Below are 15,739 nucleotides of genomic sequence, written 5' to 3'. Positions count from 1 at the left end.
TATATTTGACTATACATATATTACACTGTGGTACTAAAATGAAAAGTGAAAAATGTTTGAAAAGAAAAAAAATTGTTCTGAGCATTACGTATTAAAATAAATACGATGTTTTTTTAATATCTTGATGAAAAGTGGTTTTTTTCAAGTTTTGTTGCCCTTTGACACAGGGAGGGATGGGAGTTTATTGCAAAGGCATTGCTGTTGATAAGTTGTTCGATTTCAGTACAGGTCTGTTCCCAAGGCCCGGAATTATCAATCACATGATCTGCTGCTGTTGCTTTCTTCCTGAGAGATTGTTGGGCAGCAAGGGCATCTTGTGCTTCTTGTGCGCTAACATGATCTCGCTCTATGATACGTTGTATACGTACTTTGCTTTTTGCAAAGACAACAAGGATCAAGTCTACATCTTCTTGCCAACCTGCTTCAAAGAGCAAGGGGATCTCGACCAGGACCGACCCCTGAAAACGGGCTATTTGCTTGTTCATTTCCTGGCGTGCAAGAGGATGGAGAGTTGCATCAACCTGGGTCCGTAGATCAGGGGATCTAAAGAGTTGTTGACGAAAATACTGGCGGTCAAGTTCTCCTTTTGCAGTAAAATATGTCTTTGGTAAGAGGGTGCGGAGGGCCAGCCAGCCCACTTGCTGGGGTTGGAGAAGAACACGGCAGAGTTGATCAAGATTGATCAGCGGCAGTTTGTAGTGCTGGGCAAGAAAAGAAGAGACACTGCTTTTACCTGATCCAATCCCACCAGTAATCCCAATGACGTGCTGTGGCTTCTCATGCTGTTGAAGCATCTCGGAGTCGGGTAAGTATCTTGTGCATATCCGGCCATAACGGCGCTGTGAATTCGCATTCTTTGCCAGTTATGGGGTGGGTGAAGGAAAGCGTTGAGGCGTGGAGCAATTGTCGCTCTGCGTTTACGTTGAGTTTTTTTTCAAGCTTACCGCCGTAGAGGGTATCGCCTGCTACAGGGGCATTCAGCGAAGACATGTGAACCCTGATTTGATGGGTACGGCCAGTTTCAATGCCTATTTCTGCAAAGCAAAGGCTGTTTGGGAAGGTTTCCAGGATGTTCCAGACCGTTGCTGCATATCGTCCATCAGAGCGAATAGCCATTTTTTTACGATGAACCGGATGCCTGCCAACAGGGGCAACTATGCGCCCGGTACGTTGTCCATTGCTCTGTCCCTTTGGGACTGTGGGAAAACGCACCAGCAGGGCATGATAGGTTTTATAAACCCTGCGTTCCTTAAAAGCTGCTGAGAGCATGGCCTGTACTTTTTTGGTCCTGGCCACCAGCATGATCCCTGAGGTGTCCTTGTCGAGCCGGTGGACAATGCCTGGTCGGTCGCTTTCAAGGGGAGCCATATCAGCAATATCAGCATAGCGGTGAAGCAAACCATTAACCAGGGTCTGGTCAGCATGGCCAGCAGCCGGGTGGACCACTAATCCTGGTGGTTTGTTGATGACCAGGAGGTTTTGGTCTTCATAGAGGACATCAAAATCAACATGCTGGGCCTGCTGTTCGTTTTCCTGGCTCAGTTGCGGAAAATTTACTGCAATAAGATCGTTACGCTGCAGACGGTATCCTGGCTTTACGGTTTTATCGTTAACAAGGATATGGGAAGAACGGATGTATTTCCCCAGGCTGGAACGGGAATGATCAGGATAATGGAGGGCCAGATAATGATCAAGGCGTATTCCGTTTTCTCTGGATTGGATTCGGTGCTGTGAATGAGCCAGGGAGGAGGGCAACATGATCCTGCAAGCAAGAAAATCAGACAAAAATTTTATCGATTTGTTTTGCCACTTTTTCTTCTTCAATCTTTTTGGCAAGAGAAATCTCTTTGATTAAAAGACTCTTTGCCGTGTCCATCATCTTACGTTCACCGTAAGAAAGGTCTTTATCTCCTTTGAGCAGGAGCAGATCACGGAGCACCACTGCAACTTCAAAAACAGAACCGGTCTTTATTTTTTCCATATAATCGCGGTATCGCCTGTTCCAGGTCTGGGCACTGACCTTTATATCGCGATCTTTGAGGATATCAATGACCTTTTTGACCTCATTTTTGGAAATAATAGGTCGAAGTCCAACATTTTCACTGGTTGCTGTGGGGATCATGATCGTCATGTCATTATCAAGGATCTTGAGAATATAAAACGATTGATCAATACCGCCTATAGCTTGCACCTCAATATCTTCAATGTGGCCCACGCCATGTGAAGGGTATACTGCCATATCACCTGCTGCAAACATAGTTTTCCCCTTGCCTTTACTCATAACAACTCCGGCTGACTGCAAATTGAATACATATTGAAAATGACCATAATACCATAGTTTTTCTTTTTTAGCAAAGCAAGGAAGGTGTTGTTCAGATGTTGTTTATTTTTTGTTAAGAAAACATAGTGTCAGTGCTCCAACAACAGGATGTTGAGACGGTATTCAACGTCCGTTAATCATATTCATGCATTTATCCACTCCCTGTTGCAGGAAGAGATCAAGAGCCTCGTGAATCAGAGCAAGCCGTTCGTTAAACAGAGCAAGTTCTTCATCGTTCAGATTGCCCAGCACATAACGGTCCACAGGTATCCCGCGTCCTTGTTCGTCACGTTCCGGGCGTCCTATGCCTATTTTCAGGCGGGCAAAATCAGAGGAACCCAAATGCTGGATCAGAGAACGGATTCCATTATGTCCACCAGGGCCTCCTTTTGCTGCCACTTTTATTTTTCCTTTGGGAAGATCAAGATCATCATAGATAACCATGATATTTTCCAGGGGGATTTGATAAAAATCAGCAAAGCGGGCCGCACTTTCCCCGGATTTATTCATAAAGGTTTGGGGCTTGAGGAGGATGACCCGTTGACCGTTAATGCGTTGGGCAGTATAGAGCCCGTTCCATTTTTTATTATTCAGGGTGCAGCGTTGTTGATCAGCATAATCATCTACAGCTAGAAAGCCTGCATTATGACGAGTCAGCTCATATTTTATTCCTGGATTACCGAGCCCGATAAGAAGATAATGGGTATCAGCCATAACAGCCTGGTCCTTTGGTGCGAAAATGTTTGATACTCTGCTTTATGAGAGGGAAGAGAGGGAGAATGACGGTAAGAAAAAAGAAGGAGAACAGCCTTTTATAACCTTTTGCCAGGTTGTATAAAAAAACCGGAAGAAAGGAGGCTTTCTTCCGGTTCTGGTCTAATATTGATCAAATATTGATCAATTCGACGCCTGAAGTCCTCTTAATAAACAACAGCACAAACATCTGATGGATTGTCCAGCATCTTTACGTTTTCAGGAATTGGCAAGTCACCACAGTGGATCCCGTCGCCGCCACGCTCCAAAGAAGTAATGTCAGTGGTGATCTCATCTGGAATATCCAAAGGACGTCCCTGAAGGACTATACTCTGTTTGGGAACATTCAGATCACCACCCATATCAACACCTTTGGCAACGCCAGTCAAGCGCAGGGGAACGTTGAATTTTCTGGTGCTCTCAAGATCAATCTCCTGAAAGTCAACATGAAGTACCTTTTCCTGAACTGGATCTTTTTGGATTTCACGAATCAGAACATGGCGTTGTTCAGTAGTGTCCCCTTCAACCTTCAGGGTGACTACTGCATTACGCCCATGTATAAACAGCAGATCTTTATACAGGATTGTCTCGTCAAATTGCAAGGGAAGTGCTTCCTCTCCCTTGCTGTATACTACTGCTGGTGTCTTTTTATCCATACGAAGACGCCGTGATTCACCTTTTCCGAAAACTGTCCGAGCAGCAGCCGGAATATCAACCTGAATCATATCACTCCCCTTCCTTTTATAAGAGATAGAACAAAATTAGAGTTTGGAAAATTTATACCGGAACGGCAACCGAACAGCAGACAGGTTACACAAAGAGATAACTGACCGAGTCTTCCGAATGGATGCGACTGATAGCTTCACCAAGTAATTCACCGACAGATAGTACTTTGATTTTATTGCAACGTTCCCCTTTATCAGCAAGCGGTATGGAGTTAGTTACAACCAATGATTTTATCTGTGAGTCATTAATTCGCTCAATAGCTGGCCCGGAAAGGACAGCATGGGCGCAACAGGCATGAACTTCCTTGGCTCCGTTTTCTTTTAATTTCGCAGCAGCACTACATAAGGTGCCTGCTGTATCGACCATGTCATCAAGTAAAATAGCTGTCTTGCCGTTGACATCACCGATAACATTCATGGCCTGGCATTCGTTGGCCCGTTTGCGGCGTTTATCAATAATAGCAAGGTGCGCATTAAGGCGTTTGGCAAAGGCTCTGGTTCGTTCCACTCCGCCAGCATCTGGAGAAACCATAACCACATCTTCAAAATTCCGCCGGATATGCTTCAGTAAAATAGGAGCAGAGTAAAGATGATCCACCGGGATATTGAAAAACCCCTGAATCTGTCCTGCGTGAAGATCCATACACAGCACCCGTCTGGTTCCCACTGCCATTAACATCTCAGCCACAGCTTTCGCTGTAATGGGCACACGAGGGCGAACTTTCCGATCCTGGCGAGCATAGCCGTAATAGGGCAGAACAGCAGTAATACGTCTGGCAGATGCCCTGCGCAATGCATCCACCATAATCAGCAATTCCATGAGATGATCATTAACCGGCGTACAGGTCGGCTGGATGACAAAAACATCAGTACCCCGTACGTTTTCCCCTATCTCGACAGAAACCTCGCCATCACTGAACTGTTTGACTTCCGCCTTTGACAGCGGCATGTCGAGATAATTGCAGATTTCCTGAGCAATTTCGGGATTGGCGTTTCCGGTGAATACCTTCATTATATTTGGCATTTATTCAGAACCTCTATGTCATGCCTCTATGAAAGCTGGCTGGGGCGGAGGGATTCGAACCCCCGAATGCAAGGATCAAAACCTTGTGTCTTACCGCTTGACGACGCCCCATCCTGTTTTTTCAAAGTATTTTTTGACCTTACTGTATTATCTTTTTTTTCTGTCTTCTGAAAGAGGAGAAGCAAGATATACCTGATCATATTTTTGTTGGAGCAGGCTATAGCATTGTTCAGCCTTTTTCACATCGTCTTGGTGAAAAAGGCCAAAGACGGTTGAGCCTGAGCCAGACATCATAGCCCCTGTTGCTCCATTGGCAAGCAACTGGTTTTTGAGATCCTGAAGAGCAGGGTGACGTTGTATTGTCACGCGTTCAAGATCATTATGCAGATCCTCTGGGACACGAAACTTCTGCCCACCCCCTGAAACAGCTTGCTGTCTGCATTTTTCAGAGCAAAAGAAAATAGACGTTTTTTGCTCTTCTGTCAATGTATTTTTTCTCTCTGGTGCGGAAAAAGTTGCATAGGCCCATTTGGTCGAGACAGGAATGCCTGGATTAACCAGTAGGATACGGTAGTCAGCCAACGGCGGTGCCTGGACAAGATGTTCCCCTCTGCCTGTGGCATGAGCTGCTGAAAAATTATATATAAATAAGGGGACATCAGAACCTATGCGTCCGCCGAGTTCTGCCAGTTGTTCTGTTGAACATGTTGTGCTGAGTAGTTGATCAAGCCCGTTCAAGACAGCAGCGGCATCACTGGAGCCACCACCCAGACCAGCTGCTATGGGGATATTTTTTTTGAGGACAATATGGATCCCCTGGTCTTCCTTGCCGGTTTCCTTGAGAAAAAGTTGGGCAGCCCGGACAGCAATATTATCTGTATCATCAGGAAGGTCTGCATTGGGACACTGGATGCGGATGCCAGGTTCTGCTGTAAGGCGCAGTTTAAGGTCATCGTACAGGGAAATCTTTTGCATCAGGGTCTCAAGCTCATGATAACCATCCTTTCGTTTCCCAAGGATTTTTAGGGAAAGGTTGATCTTGGCAGGAGCCCGGAGTTTGATGTGAGTGGTTTGTTGTTCCATGGCAATCACCGTTGCAACGCATGAAGAAATCTGTTTTTCAGGGATGTTGCCTTTGCGATTGCAATACGCTTCCATCTGGATTGGGCCAGCTCGTTATTAAGTGACGTATCAGGGAAAGAAAGCTGATGTGTCCTCAAAAATTGTTGTATTCCGGTTTCTTTTATTGTGACACTGAGTGCAAGAGTTTCGCCTGGAGCCATTTGATCTTCTGTTATAACAGGTAAAAGGAGTATGGGGTCATCTCCGTATGAAAAGATAATATTTTTTTTGTCCGGGAAAAGCCATTTGGCGTCACCAGTCAGGAAAAGGGTTTGAAAGTCATCGGGTTCCTGAAAGGTCATTACTTCGATATCCTGTGTCCTGTTATGCACTGTGATACATTCAATCTCAAGAATACCGATCTGTACGCTGGGGTCTATCCTGAGCCAGAGTGGGACCTCTTTGACCTCAAGTTCAAAGGTAACAGCTGTCTGTTTTTCGCTGGGGTAATATTGACATTGACTGTTTTCCGGGGTAAAGTTTCCCTGGCTGTCCCAATAAAACTCCATGAAATTGTTTTTATCTGCCTGTTTGCCTTTCCAGACAGCCTTTTCCCGGTCAACAAAAAGAGTATATGCCTTGGCGTGTTGAAGAGATTTTTTCGTCGCAAACAGCTCTTCTGTATATCGTTTAAGATACTCTCTGCTTGTTGGGTGTTTGGCGGCTATTTTGAGTAATGCTTGTTCAAAAAAATCAGCAGCAGCCTCCCAGCCCAACCACTCAGAGGCTGTCTGTGCAGCTCCTTGTTTGAGCCGTGCCAGCTCATCTGGATTTTCTTTCAGATGTCGGAGCAGGCGCACCACCTCTTCCTCATTATCCTGTTCCACAACATAACTGTTCTGGTTATGAATAATGTATTCGTCATGTCCAGTGACATCATAGACCAGAGCTGTGCCGCCGCAGTGAAACATTTCCAGGGGTGGGCCAAACATCCCTTCCACATAACTGAGTTTAAGAACCAGGTCGCAAGAACGATAGATTGCCGGGGTTTGGTGAATAGGGATCTGTGAAAAAATCCTGTCAACATGATCGTATTGATCAATATTCGATGAAGTAAGGAGCCAGATTTCATCGGCTCGGGCCTTTTTTGCCAGCCTGATAGAAGCAGGAACATTTTTATAGGTAACATCAACCGGACCTTCCACTAAGACCCGCAAGCGGCCAGGCTTTCTGGGGGCCACAGTCTTGCCCTGTTCTGTATAGATATCCTTACGAATACCATTACGCACCAGTTGAGGATAATTGTTATATTTCGTATAGATATACTCCTGAATCCAGGTTGCCTCGGTAATGATCGGCAGGGCGTAGGAGTAGGTATTTTCGCAGAGATCCTGCTTGATGGTGTTTCCCAGCGGATCAGGGGGGATAAAACGGGTTTCAATGGACTGAACAAAATAGGCATAGTGGGTAGCCTGAAGCTCATGAAGGAGAAAAGGACTTTGCCACCAGGTTGCCAGAACCATGTCAAAGGATTTTTTTTTTGCCTGTTCCAACCTCAGCCATTCCAGCCCATGGGCAGATGAATGCCAAGCATACTCTTCCGCCTGGACCTGCTCTCTGGTCACCAGAGTAACCTGATGACCTTTTTTTTGCAGCCGGGAGGCATGTTCGTAAATAACATAGGTCCCTCCACTGATAGCAGGGGATCCCAGAAATAGAGCTATCTTCATCAGAACGGGAACAGGGGAAATATGTCAGGAATCAGAGCTTGGTGTAATAGTCAACGACTCCAGTTTGTTATTAAACATGCCGTGGATACAGCGTCCCGGAGCTATTGCGGTCAATGAAATAATATTATGGGCCCAGCACTGGATAACGTGATGGAAAGGATCAGTTCCCTGGCCAATACCCAAGGTGATTGTATAATTATCAGGAAAAATTTCCGGCCAGTACAATGTATATTTGATGCGATTATATCCTGCTGCAAGATGTTGAGCAGGATTATCAAGACAAAGACTGTTTTCGCCGAAAATAGCATTACCAACCCTGTCTTTGACAGTATAGCCAAAAATAATTTCATCCATATCCAAGGCAGCATGAACAAGGAGCTGGACAGTTATCTGATCCCCTTGTTGCACGACATCAAGGGGATTCCCTTTATTGGTTATGTGTACTTTTTCTATAACAGCCTGTCTGGCACCTGAGCGTTTATCAGCAGGGACTGCAATCCATTCTTTGGTAACCTCATCTTCCGGTTCTGAACATTCCCTGACAGCATTTGAAGAGCAGATGATGTTCGCAGTTTCAGACGGAGTATCAGACGGAGTTTCGGCGGTAATTTCAGGTGTATCTACTTTGAAATTTTCATCATGCATTATTTTGCTGTACTGGCTCACCCCTTCTCTGGGATCCCCATCAAAGGAAAGATGCCCATTTTCCAGGAGCAGAACCCTGTCGCAAAGATTGACAATAGAGTGCATATCATGGCTTACCAGCACGATAGTACAATCTTCCATCATTTTTTTCATATGGGTCATGCATTTTTGCTGAAAAAAGATATCACCAACCGAGAGGGCCTCGTCAATAATCAGGATCTCCGGATGTACGTTCACCGCAGCAGCAAAGGCCAGGCGGATATACATACCACTGGAATAGGTTTTCACAGGGCGGTCAATAAATTTTCCAATATCAGCAAATTCAGCAATCCTTTGAAAACGCTCATCCGTATCTTCGTCAGAAATACCTTGAATGGTTGTGTTAAGGTAGACATTCTCTCTGCCTGTAAATTCCGGATTAAAGCCCGCACCAAGTTCAAGCAGGGCAGAGATGCGACCGTTGACTTTCACGGTTCCGGCGCTTGGTTGCTGAATACCAGTGATGAGCTGGAGCAAAGAGGATTTTCCGCTGCCGTTTCTGCCAATAACACCAAGGGACTCTCCTTTTTTTATATCGAAATTGATAGTATCAAGAGCGCAAAACGGTGTATTGTACTGTTTGCCAAAGGGATGGAATATTTCCAAAAGCCGATGGATTGGTTTTTGGTACAACGAATATGTTTTGGTTACATTATGAACCGATATGGCTGAATCAGACATAGGCTTACAGCACGTCAGGAAATTGGGGCTTGAGTTTCTTGAAAATATACGCACCACTGGCCAGCATTCCAAGTGTGACCAGCCAGTAATACACCGTGTACGAGGGGTGGCTCCAAAAGGGCTGGAAGTTGATAAATGAATCCCGGTAGCCCTGGATAATATAGTACACAGGATTCAGTTTGAGAAACCACTGCACTTTAGGGGGCATCATATTAATATCCCAAAAAATAGGAGTTACCCAAAAACCAACCTGCAGCAGTACAGTAACCAGCTGGGCCACATCACGAATAAAAACATTCAGCGCAGAGAGCATCCAGGCAATACCCAGAGCAAGCATGAGCATGCAAAAGAGGTAATACCCTGCCTGCAAGTAATAGATACTCAACGGCATCTGCTGAAAGAGTAATAAGGCAAGCAGTACAAGTATAAAAATGGCATGGGTAACCAGACTGGACAGTATTTTAACCAGGGGCAGAATCTGGGAGGAAAAAATGGTTTTTTTCACCAAATGGCTGTGGGCAAGAATAATATTTGTCGAGCCACTGATAATATCAGAAAAAATATACCAGGGGGCCAGGCCAGCGGTGAGCCAGACAACAAACGGTACATCGCTGAGAGGTTTTGCTTTAAACCCGATACTGAACACAAACCAGAACACGGTGATCATCACAAGGGGGTGAATCAGGGTCCAGAGGAGTCCCAGTGAGGATCCCACATACTGTGCCCGTATTTCTCTGGTTGCCATTGCAATGATCAGACGGCGGCGCTCATAGAGTAGGCGAAGAAAAGATAAAAGACTGTTCATATTACAAGAGACAGGCGGATAGGTATTATACAATTTTATGCGGTTAGCCCGCCATATTACTGTCATAGCGTATCGCTCTCTCTGAGGAGGGGTGGAACCATGAGGCCCTTATCCCTCATCGGCTTTGATAGCTGAGACAGGTTACGGATAATTACAGGAACAGGAAAGAAAAAGCAACTTTTTTGTCAGACGATGAGCCCGGTAGGCTGGTTAATGTGGGCATGTTATCATTATTGGGCGTTTTACGATTTGACCTACGAGTGTACTTTGATCCGACCTACGGGTGTATTTCGATCCGACCTACGAGTGTACTTCGATCTGACCTACGAGTGCACTTTGATCCCTTCTACGAGTGTACTTCGATCTATCCTACGAGTATGGCCCGATCCATTCATCGGTCGTAAAAAAAGTTTGGAACCCGCGTATCATTTTAAGCATCAGCGGTTACTGGTGCCCAAACCGTAGGAGTTAACCCCTGTGTTCGCCCTTTCCTGCTCCCCCTTGAAAACCTGAAAATGGGGAGTTCATTGAACATCTGTTTTCTAATATAGATTTTCCTATCTCCCTCGGATACCCTCTTTCCTCTCCGGGCAAATATTAATCTTATTGCCAGAAGGGGAGATTATAGGTAAAAAGAGCAGGAACAAGTGCAAATAAATTGTTTTATCAAGTTATTGACCAAACGGTGAGACAGTAACCATATATGTTGTACTTCCATCGTGGAAATATCGTTTTCCTGAATACTTATCCCTTGGACAGTTGAAGCAATGACACAGCTACTTTTTGAAATCGGAACAGAAGAAATACCTGCCAGCTATATACAACCCGCCCTGAGTTTTATGGAAAAGGCGTCACAGGCCAAACTACTCGAATTGGGCTTGGGTTTTGGCGCAGTTCGTACAGTGGGGACTCCCCGGCGTTTAACGTTGGTGATTGATGAACTTCAGGAGCGTCAGGAAGATCGGAGACAAAAGCATGTTGGACCTGCCAGGATGGCTGCCTTTGATGGAGATGGTCAACCGACCAAGGCTGCTCAGGGCTTTGCCCGCTCCCGTGGCGTTGCTGTGGAGGATCTCCAGATTATTGAGACCAGGAAAGGCGAATACCTGATGGCTGTTGAGGAGATTAAGGGGCAGGAGACCGGTGCATTGCTCCCTGATCTGCTGGAGGATCTTCTGCGTTCTATTCCCTTTCCAAAATCCATGCGCTGGGCAGACAGCTCGCTGGCCTTTGCCCGTCCTCTCCAGTGGCTGCTTGCCCTCTATGATGCCAATGTGATCAACTTGACTGTTGAAGGGGTGCAATCTGAAGCAACCACCTATGGGCATCGCTTTATGAGTCCTGAACCAGTGGCGGTGCAGGATTTTGGTCAATATCAACAGGCTTTGGCAGCAAAGTATGTGATGGTTGATCCTGGAGCACGACGTGAGGCTGTTATTGCATCCGTGAAAAAGGCTGTTCAGGATCGGGTAGGGGAGAAAGGGCAACCTGTTTTGGATGAAGGCTTAATTGATACAGTGACCAATTTGGTGGAAACCCCTTGGGGGGTCTGCGGCAGCTTTGATGAAAAGTTTTTGGCCCTGCCTGATGAGGCCCTTATTACCTCCATGCGTGAGCATCAGAAGTATTTCCCTGTGATAGACAGTGGCGGAGCTTTGCTGCCCTTTTTTGTTGCAGTGAATAACACTGACGTGAAAGATCGGGCTATGGCAGCCAATGGTCATGAGCGGGTTCTCCGGGCTCGTCTTGAGGATGGCTTGTTTTTCTTTCATGAAGATAAAAAGCGGACTTTGGCAGAGCGGGTGGATGATCTTTCCGGGATTATTTTTCAGCGTAAACTGGGAACAATGGCTGAAAAGAGTGAACGCCTGACCAGGCTTGCTGCCTATCTTGCCGGGCAACTGGCCCCGGACATGCAAGAGGAGGCCAAGAGGGCAGCCCAGCTTGCCAAGGCAGACCTGTTGACTGAAATGGTTGGAGAGTTTCCTTCATTACAGGGAATCATCGGGCGTGATTATGCCCTGCTGGATGGGGAAAAAACAGCAGTTGCTGATGCTGTGCAGGAGCATTACCAACCGGTGCGGGCAGGAGGACAGCTTCCCGCCTCCTTGCTGGGTGCTTTGGTTGGGCTTGCTGACCGTATGGATACCATGATTGGCTGTTTTGCCATCAATGAGCGTCCCACCGGGAATAAGGATGCCTTTGGTCAGCGGCGGCTTGCCTTAGGCCTGATTCATATCATTCGTCATCATAAGCTCCACCTTTCTTTACAGGAGTTGGCTGAGCAGGCCATGCAGGGCTATGCAGATACGGTGGCTCTGGCAGAAGATACCTTAGAGCAGCTCATCGCCTTTATCCGTTTCCGTTTTGAGAATGACTTGATTGCCTCTGGAGTAAAACAGGAAGTGGTTGAAGCGGCGACTTCAGCAGGTTTTGATGACTTAACCGATTGTTTGGCCAGGGTGGAGGCCCTGGACAGTATACGGAATCAGGAACAGTTTGCTGTGTTAGCAGGTTCTTTTAAGCGAATCCGCAATATAACCAAAGGAAATCAGGAAACAGTGGTTGATCCTGCTCTTTTTGCAGAAGAGGCGGAAAAGGAGCTTTTTGCAACCTGTACAGCTGTTCAGGAACAGGTCAGGCCAATGATTGAGAATCGGGCCTATAGCGAAGCCTTGGCTGCGATGCTGACTATGAAAGAGCCTGTGGATCGCTTTTTTGATGATGTAATGGTGATGGATGAGGATCTGGCTGTGCGGGCCAATCGGTTAAATCTGTTAACCGGGTTAGGAAACCTGGTTCGTCAGGTGGGTGACATCTCCCGGATGCATGTTGAATAAAGCGGTCACCTTGACGAAATAGATCCCACCGTGTTAACGGTGGGTGAAAAACTTATTTGTCTTTCTCTTTCTCTTTTACTTTGTCTTTGTACATGTTATGGCAGGTTGTACACATCATCAGGTTGGTGCCTTTTGAGCTTTTCTGATCCTTATGACAGTTTGCACAGCGACCGTGACCGGCACGCTGGATAGGTGATGCCAAAGGAAGGGGGACACCTGTTATTTTTCCTTCAAGAGTGATGCCGTCGTCGTTGTGACAGGTGTGGCATTTTCTGCTCTTTGGCGCCTCGGCCTCAGCATATTCAACTTGTTTGCCGTCAGCGTCTTTTCCGTGATGGCAGATAGCGCAGCTTTTTCGTCCCTTTTCGTCCTCAAAATCCATCAGACGTGTTTGATGGTCGCGATGCGGGAAGTAGGCAGGATTGACCGAGGTCTCTGTTCCGTTGATGATTTTAATAAATTCAGGCCCGTTATCCACTTCTTCTGCGGTGTCTTCTGCGCTGCTCATTGATATACATCCTGCACTGCAAACCAAAGCAAGAGCAACTCCAGAAATTAACGCCTTTTTCATGCTACATCCTCCTGTAAAAAATAAAAAGATCAACAAAATGTTGTCTGATAAATGTTGCCTGATGGACTCCTTGTGTCGCTATAGAGCTTGTCCTTTCTGTTCTTAGCTGGCACCGTAGCTATGGAGTCCTGCTAAGAGAAAATTCACGCCAAAATAGGTAAAGAAGACAGAGATAAAACCTATGATAGCAAGCCATGCTATCCGGGTTCCGTTCCAGCCCCGGGTGAATCGGGCATGGAGAGCCAGCGCATAGACAAACCAGGTAATAATAGACCAGGTTTCCTTGGGATCCCAACTCCAATAAGTACCCCAGGCCTCGTTGGCCCAGACAGCACCGGTGATAATGCCAGCTGTCAGCCACATAAAGCCAAAGATGATGGTTTTATGGGTCAGATCATCAAGCACGGAAAGTTCAGGAAGGGTGGAGAGCATGTTTGTCTCGGAAAAGTTGCGTTTAATGGCAAGATGTTTGAGAAGATAGAGAACGCCAATGGCGGCAGCAACAGAAAAGGCACCATAGCCGATAAAGCAGGTAATCACATGTGCTATCAACCAGTTTGACTGTAATGCCGGAACCAACGGGCTGATCTGTCGATCAATATCTGTTGAGAATGAGGCGTAGGCCATCGTGGTGACAGCCAGAGGCATAACCAGGGCCCCCAGCACACTTGCGTTGTCTTTGAATTTTAACTCCAGCAAAATGTAGAAAAGGGTGATACACCAGGCAAAGACGACCAAGGATTCGTACATATTGGTTAACGGAGCATGACCAATACCAATTTGGTAGGACTCATGCCAGCGTAAACCAAGAGCCCCGGTATGGACCAGAACACCAATACTGGCAAGGATCAGGCCAACCAATCCAACCTTTTTATTACGGAAAACAAGCAGTCCAATATAAAAAGCTGCTGACAAGAGGTATAGTATGGTTGTATAGCCAAAGAGTTGCGAGCTGTTCATCATGTAATATTTCCGATAAAGGTAGTGAGTTATGCGCGATTGTTTTGTGGTTTCTTAAAGCCTTGGGTCAGTGAAGAAAAGGTTTTACTGAATCCCAGGGTGTTTTTATTGGCATGACCAGCAAAAAGAACCATAGGTTGCCCGTCTCTTTCATAAACATGGGCCCATACTTTGCGATGCGACATGAAAAAGGCCATATAGAGACCAATGAGCATCAGAGCGCACCCTGTGTATACCCACCAGACACCGGGATCTTTTGCAACCTGAAGCCCGGTAGCAAAATGGGGTCCAATGGTGAGTTCATATTTTGCATTTGGTCGTTCAACAATGACCGGGCTACCATACATCAAAGGAAACATGGATGGCGGTCCGTCAGAATCCATCAGCCATATTTTCATCTCAGTGCTTGCTTGTCCGTTAGGCATCTGAGTCTGGCGAGCAGATTGAATACGGATCATAGCATCGGTTTCGCCTTCCTGCCAGGTATTGGTGACTGAATAGTTTTGCGGGTCAACAGGAAAGACGTGAACATTGCCACTATTTGTTTCCCGGAGTTTGATAATGGCTGCGCCTATTTGATTATAGCTTGATTGGTAAAAGGTGATGCCTTTATAGATAAGAGGTTTATTCACCTCAATAGTTGTGGTGAGCACCTCCTTACCGTCTTCGATAACGGTCAGGCTGGAAAGGTAGTCCTTGGGCATGGAAGTGCCTGGATAGTAATGTATGTCAAAGTAGTTACAGCGAACAGTAAAGTCGAGCGGTATTTTTTTCTCATCAGCATACGAAAAAATAAAGTCACTTTGTGCAGTCTCTGGTAGGGAAATCCCTCCTTTAAAGGCAAACTCCCGGTTGTCCAGAATTTTGGTGGCAACAGTTGGGGAGCCAATAACTGCTCCCAGGAGAATAATCAGAATTGAGAGATGAACCACGTAGACACCATAGCGGGTCCATGGCCCTTTTTGGGAAAAAAACAGGGTGCCGTATTCCTTATCCCGGCTGTCTGTTTTCCAGCCCTTCTCATGAAGGTACTGCATGACCTCTTTTTTAGCCGTTTCAAGGGTACCAGGGATTTTTTCTTCCTTGCTGAGTTTCATCTTAGCCAATCGGTCTGGATTTGTGGCCAGATTATCCTTGCGCACAATTTTAATTACAGTGGGGATGCGATCCAGGCTACAAACAATAAGGTTCAGGCTAAAGGCCCCAAGCAGGCAGAGGAACCAGGTTGAATTATACATGTCACCAAGGTTGAGAGCCTGAATCACGCTGGCAACAGCTTCTCCCCTATGTTGCACATAATGTTCTGGTGTTTGATTTTGCTCAATAACCGTGCCGATAATTGAAGTTGAAGCAAGAAGGGCTATGAGGAGCAGGGCAAGTTTGACTGAGGCCAGAAATGCCCAGATTGGATTCTTCGATTTTGATGCCATGTGAGATGAGTAATCTATTCGTAAAATTAAAGAAAATATCAAATGGTGCTTGAATGAAGATATCAATATTTATTGAAAGGTATTGAAGCATGGTAGGGGAGGGCTGTCAATCTTTTTTCTGTTGCGCTGATTTGTTGCAGAAGAGTCTCATGAA

14 protein-coding genes and 1 tRNA gene are annotated in these 15,739 nt (G+C 46.0%); 1 reads left to right on the top strand and 14 read right to left on the bottom strand.

Annotation, left to right across the window (positions count from 1 at the left end; all coding sequences use genetic code 11):
* Window positions 1-113 precede the first annotated feature (113 nt).
* From coaE to L2082_RS00530, 11 genes are all read right to left on the bottom strand, one after another.
* Window positions 114-794: a dephospho-CoA kinase gene (gene coaE, locus L2082_RS00580; protein WP_446009669.1), complete on the bottom strand. Its 681-nt coding sequence runs from the start codon at window positions 792-794 to the stop codon at window positions 114-116.
* A complete protein-coding gene (locus L2082_RS00575; RefSeq protein WP_446009668.1) occupies window positions 778-1,758 on the bottom strand; it encodes an RluA family pseudouridine synthase in 981 nt (326 codons plus the stop codon). The genes coaE and L2082_RS00575 overlap by 17 nt, the downstream gene beginning before the upstream one ends.
* Before the next feature lie 19 nt (window positions 1,759-1,777).
* Complete coding sequence (locus tag L2082_RS00570; protein ID WP_446009671.1) at window positions 1,778-2,257, bottom strand: CarD family transcriptional regulator; 480 nt, start codon at window positions 2,255-2,257, stop codon at window positions 1,778-1,780.
* 186 nt (window positions 2,258-2,443) lie between these two features.
* The gene (gene pth, locus L2082_RS00565) at window positions 2,444-3,034 is read right to left on the bottom strand and encodes an aminoacyl-tRNA hydrolase (RefSeq protein WP_446009667.1); all 591 of its coding nucleotides are present in this window, start codon (window positions 3,032-3,034) and stop codon (window positions 2,444-2,446) included.
* 206 nt (window positions 3,035-3,240) lie between these two features.
* A complete protein-coding gene (locus L2082_RS00560) occupies window positions 3,241-3,798 on the bottom strand; it encodes a 50S ribosomal protein L25 (RefSeq protein ID WP_446009666.1) in 558 nt (185 codons plus the stop codon).
* A gap of 85 nt (window positions 3,799-3,883) precedes the next feature.
* On the bottom strand, window positions 3,884-4,822 hold the full coding sequence (locus L2082_RS00555) for a ribose-phosphate pyrophosphokinase (RefSeq protein WP_446009665.1): 939 nt from the start codon (window positions 4,820-4,822) through the stop codon (window positions 3,884-3,886).
* A gap of 36 nt (window positions 4,823-4,858) precedes the next feature.
* Window positions 4,859-4,933: transfer RNA gene (locus L2082_RS00550), tRNA-Gln, on the bottom strand.
* A 36-nt stretch (window positions 4,934-4,969) separates the two neighbouring features.
* On the bottom strand, window positions 4,970-5,905 hold the full coding sequence (gene ispE, locus L2082_RS00545) for a 4-(cytidine 5'-diphospho)-2-C-methyl-D-erythritol kinase (RefSeq protein WP_446009664.1): 936 nt from the start codon (window positions 5,903-5,905) through the stop codon (window positions 4,970-4,972).
* Between the two features lie 5 nt (window positions 5,906-5,910).
* Window positions 5,911-7,614, bottom strand: a complete 1,704-nt coding sequence (locus L2082_RS00540) for a glycosyltransferase family 4 protein (RefSeq protein WP_446009663.1) — start codon at window positions 7,612-7,614, stop codon at window positions 5,911-5,913.
* A 24-nt stretch (window positions 7,615-7,638) separates the two neighbouring features.
* Entirely contained in the window at window positions 7,639-8,979 is a 1,341-nt protein-coding gene (locus L2082_RS00535) for an ABC transporter ATP-binding protein (protein ID WP_446011343.1), read from the bottom strand.
* A gap of 4 nt (window positions 8,980-8,983) precedes the next feature.
* On the bottom strand, window positions 8,984-9,850 hold the full coding sequence (locus L2082_RS00530) for an ABC transporter permease (protein ID WP_446009166.1): 867 nt from the start codon (window positions 9,848-9,850) through the stop codon (window positions 8,984-8,986).
* A 701-nt stretch (window positions 9,851-10,551) separates the two neighbouring features.
* Between L2082_RS00530 and glyS the strand changes: the two genes are divergently transcribed.
* The gene (glyS, locus tag L2082_RS00525; protein ID WP_446009165.1) at window positions 10,552-12,624 is read left to right on the top strand and encodes a glycine--tRNA ligase subunit beta; all 2,073 of its coding nucleotides are present in this window, start codon (window positions 10,552-10,554) and stop codon (window positions 12,622-12,624) included.
* A gap of 52 nt (window positions 12,625-12,676) precedes the next feature.
* On the opposite strand, the gene L2082_RS00520 is transcribed toward glyS, so the two are convergent.
* The 3 genes from L2082_RS00520 to L2082_RS00510 form a co-directional block, all read right to left on the bottom strand.
* Window positions 12,677-13,195: a cytochrome c3 family protein gene (locus L2082_RS00520; protein ID WP_446009164.1), complete on the bottom strand. Its 519-nt coding sequence runs from the start codon at window positions 13,193-13,195 to the stop codon at window positions 12,677-12,679.
* Window positions 13,196-13,297: 102 nt separating this feature from the next.
* Window positions 13,298-14,158: a c-type cytochrome biogenesis protein CcsB gene (gene ccsB, locus L2082_RS00515; protein ID WP_446009163.1), complete on the bottom strand. Its 861-nt coding sequence runs from the start codon at window positions 14,156-14,158 to the stop codon at window positions 13,298-13,300.
* 26 nt (window positions 14,159-14,184) lie between these two features.
* A complete protein-coding gene (locus L2082_RS00510; RefSeq protein WP_446009162.1) occupies window positions 14,185-15,585 on the bottom strand; it encodes a cytochrome c biogenesis protein ResB in 1,401 nt (466 codons plus the stop codon).
* Window positions 15,586-15,739 lie beyond the last annotated feature (154 nt).

The organism is Candidatus Electrothrix sp., assembly GCF_052785085.1.
Note: the sequence above shows the minus strand (reverse complement) of the source record. Positions and strands in the feature narration are given on the sequence as shown.

Excerpts from the sequence above, each read along its gene's own strand:
- ccsB (WP_446009163.1), bottom strand. The coding sequence starts at position 14,158 with ATGATGAACAGCTCGCAACTCTTTGGCTATACAACCATACTATACCTC.
- pth (WP_446009667.1), bottom strand. The coding sequence starts at position 3,034 with ATGGCTGATACCCATTATCTTCTTATCGGGCTCGGTAATCCAGGAATA.
- L2082_RS00540 (WP_446009663.1), bottom strand. The coding sequence starts at position 7,614 with ATGAAGATAGCTCTATTTCTGGGATCCCCTGCTATCAGTGGAGGGACC.
- L2082_RS00510 (WP_446009162.1), bottom strand. The coding sequence starts at position 15,585 with ATGGCATCAAAATCGAAGAATCCAATCTGGGCATTTCTGGCCTCAGTC.
- coaE (WP_446009669.1), bottom strand. The coding sequence starts at position 794 with ATGCTTCAACAGCATGAGAAGCCACAGCACGTCATTGGGATTACTGGT.
- L2082_RS00530 (WP_446009166.1), bottom strand. The coding sequence starts at position 9,850 with ATGACAGTAATATGGCGGGCTAACCGCATAAAATTGTATAATACCTAT.
- L2082_RS00570 (WP_446009671.1), bottom strand. The coding sequence starts at position 2,257 with ATGTTTGCAGCAGGTGATATGGCAGTATACCCTTCACATGGCGTGGGC.
- L2082_RS00575 (WP_446009668.1), bottom strand. The coding sequence starts at position 1,758 with ATGTTGCCCTCCTCCCTGGCTCATTCACAGCACCGAATCCAATCCAGA.
- L2082_RS00560 (WP_446009666.1), bottom strand. The coding sequence starts at position 3,798 with ATGATTCAGGTTGATATTCCGGCTGCTGCTCGGACAGTTTTCGGAAAA.
- ispE (WP_446009664.1), bottom strand. The coding sequence starts at position 5,905 with ATGGAACAACAAACCACTCACATCAAACTCCGGGCTCCTGCCAAGATC.
- L2082_RS00535 (WP_446011343.1), bottom strand. The coding sequence starts at position 8,979 with ATGTCTGATTCAGCCATATCGGTTCATAATGTAACCAAAACATATTCG.
- L2082_RS00555 (WP_446009665.1), bottom strand. The coding sequence starts at position 4,822 with ATGCCAAATATAATGAAGGTATTCACCGGAAACGCCAATCCCGAAATT.
- glyS (WP_446009165.1), top strand. The coding sequence starts at position 10,552 with ATGACACAGCTACTTTTTGAAATCGGAACAGAAGAAATACCTGCCAGC.
- L2082_RS00520 (WP_446009164.1), bottom strand. The coding sequence starts at position 13,195 with ATGAAAAAGGCGTTAATTTCTGGAGTTGCTCTTGCTTTGGTTTGCAGT.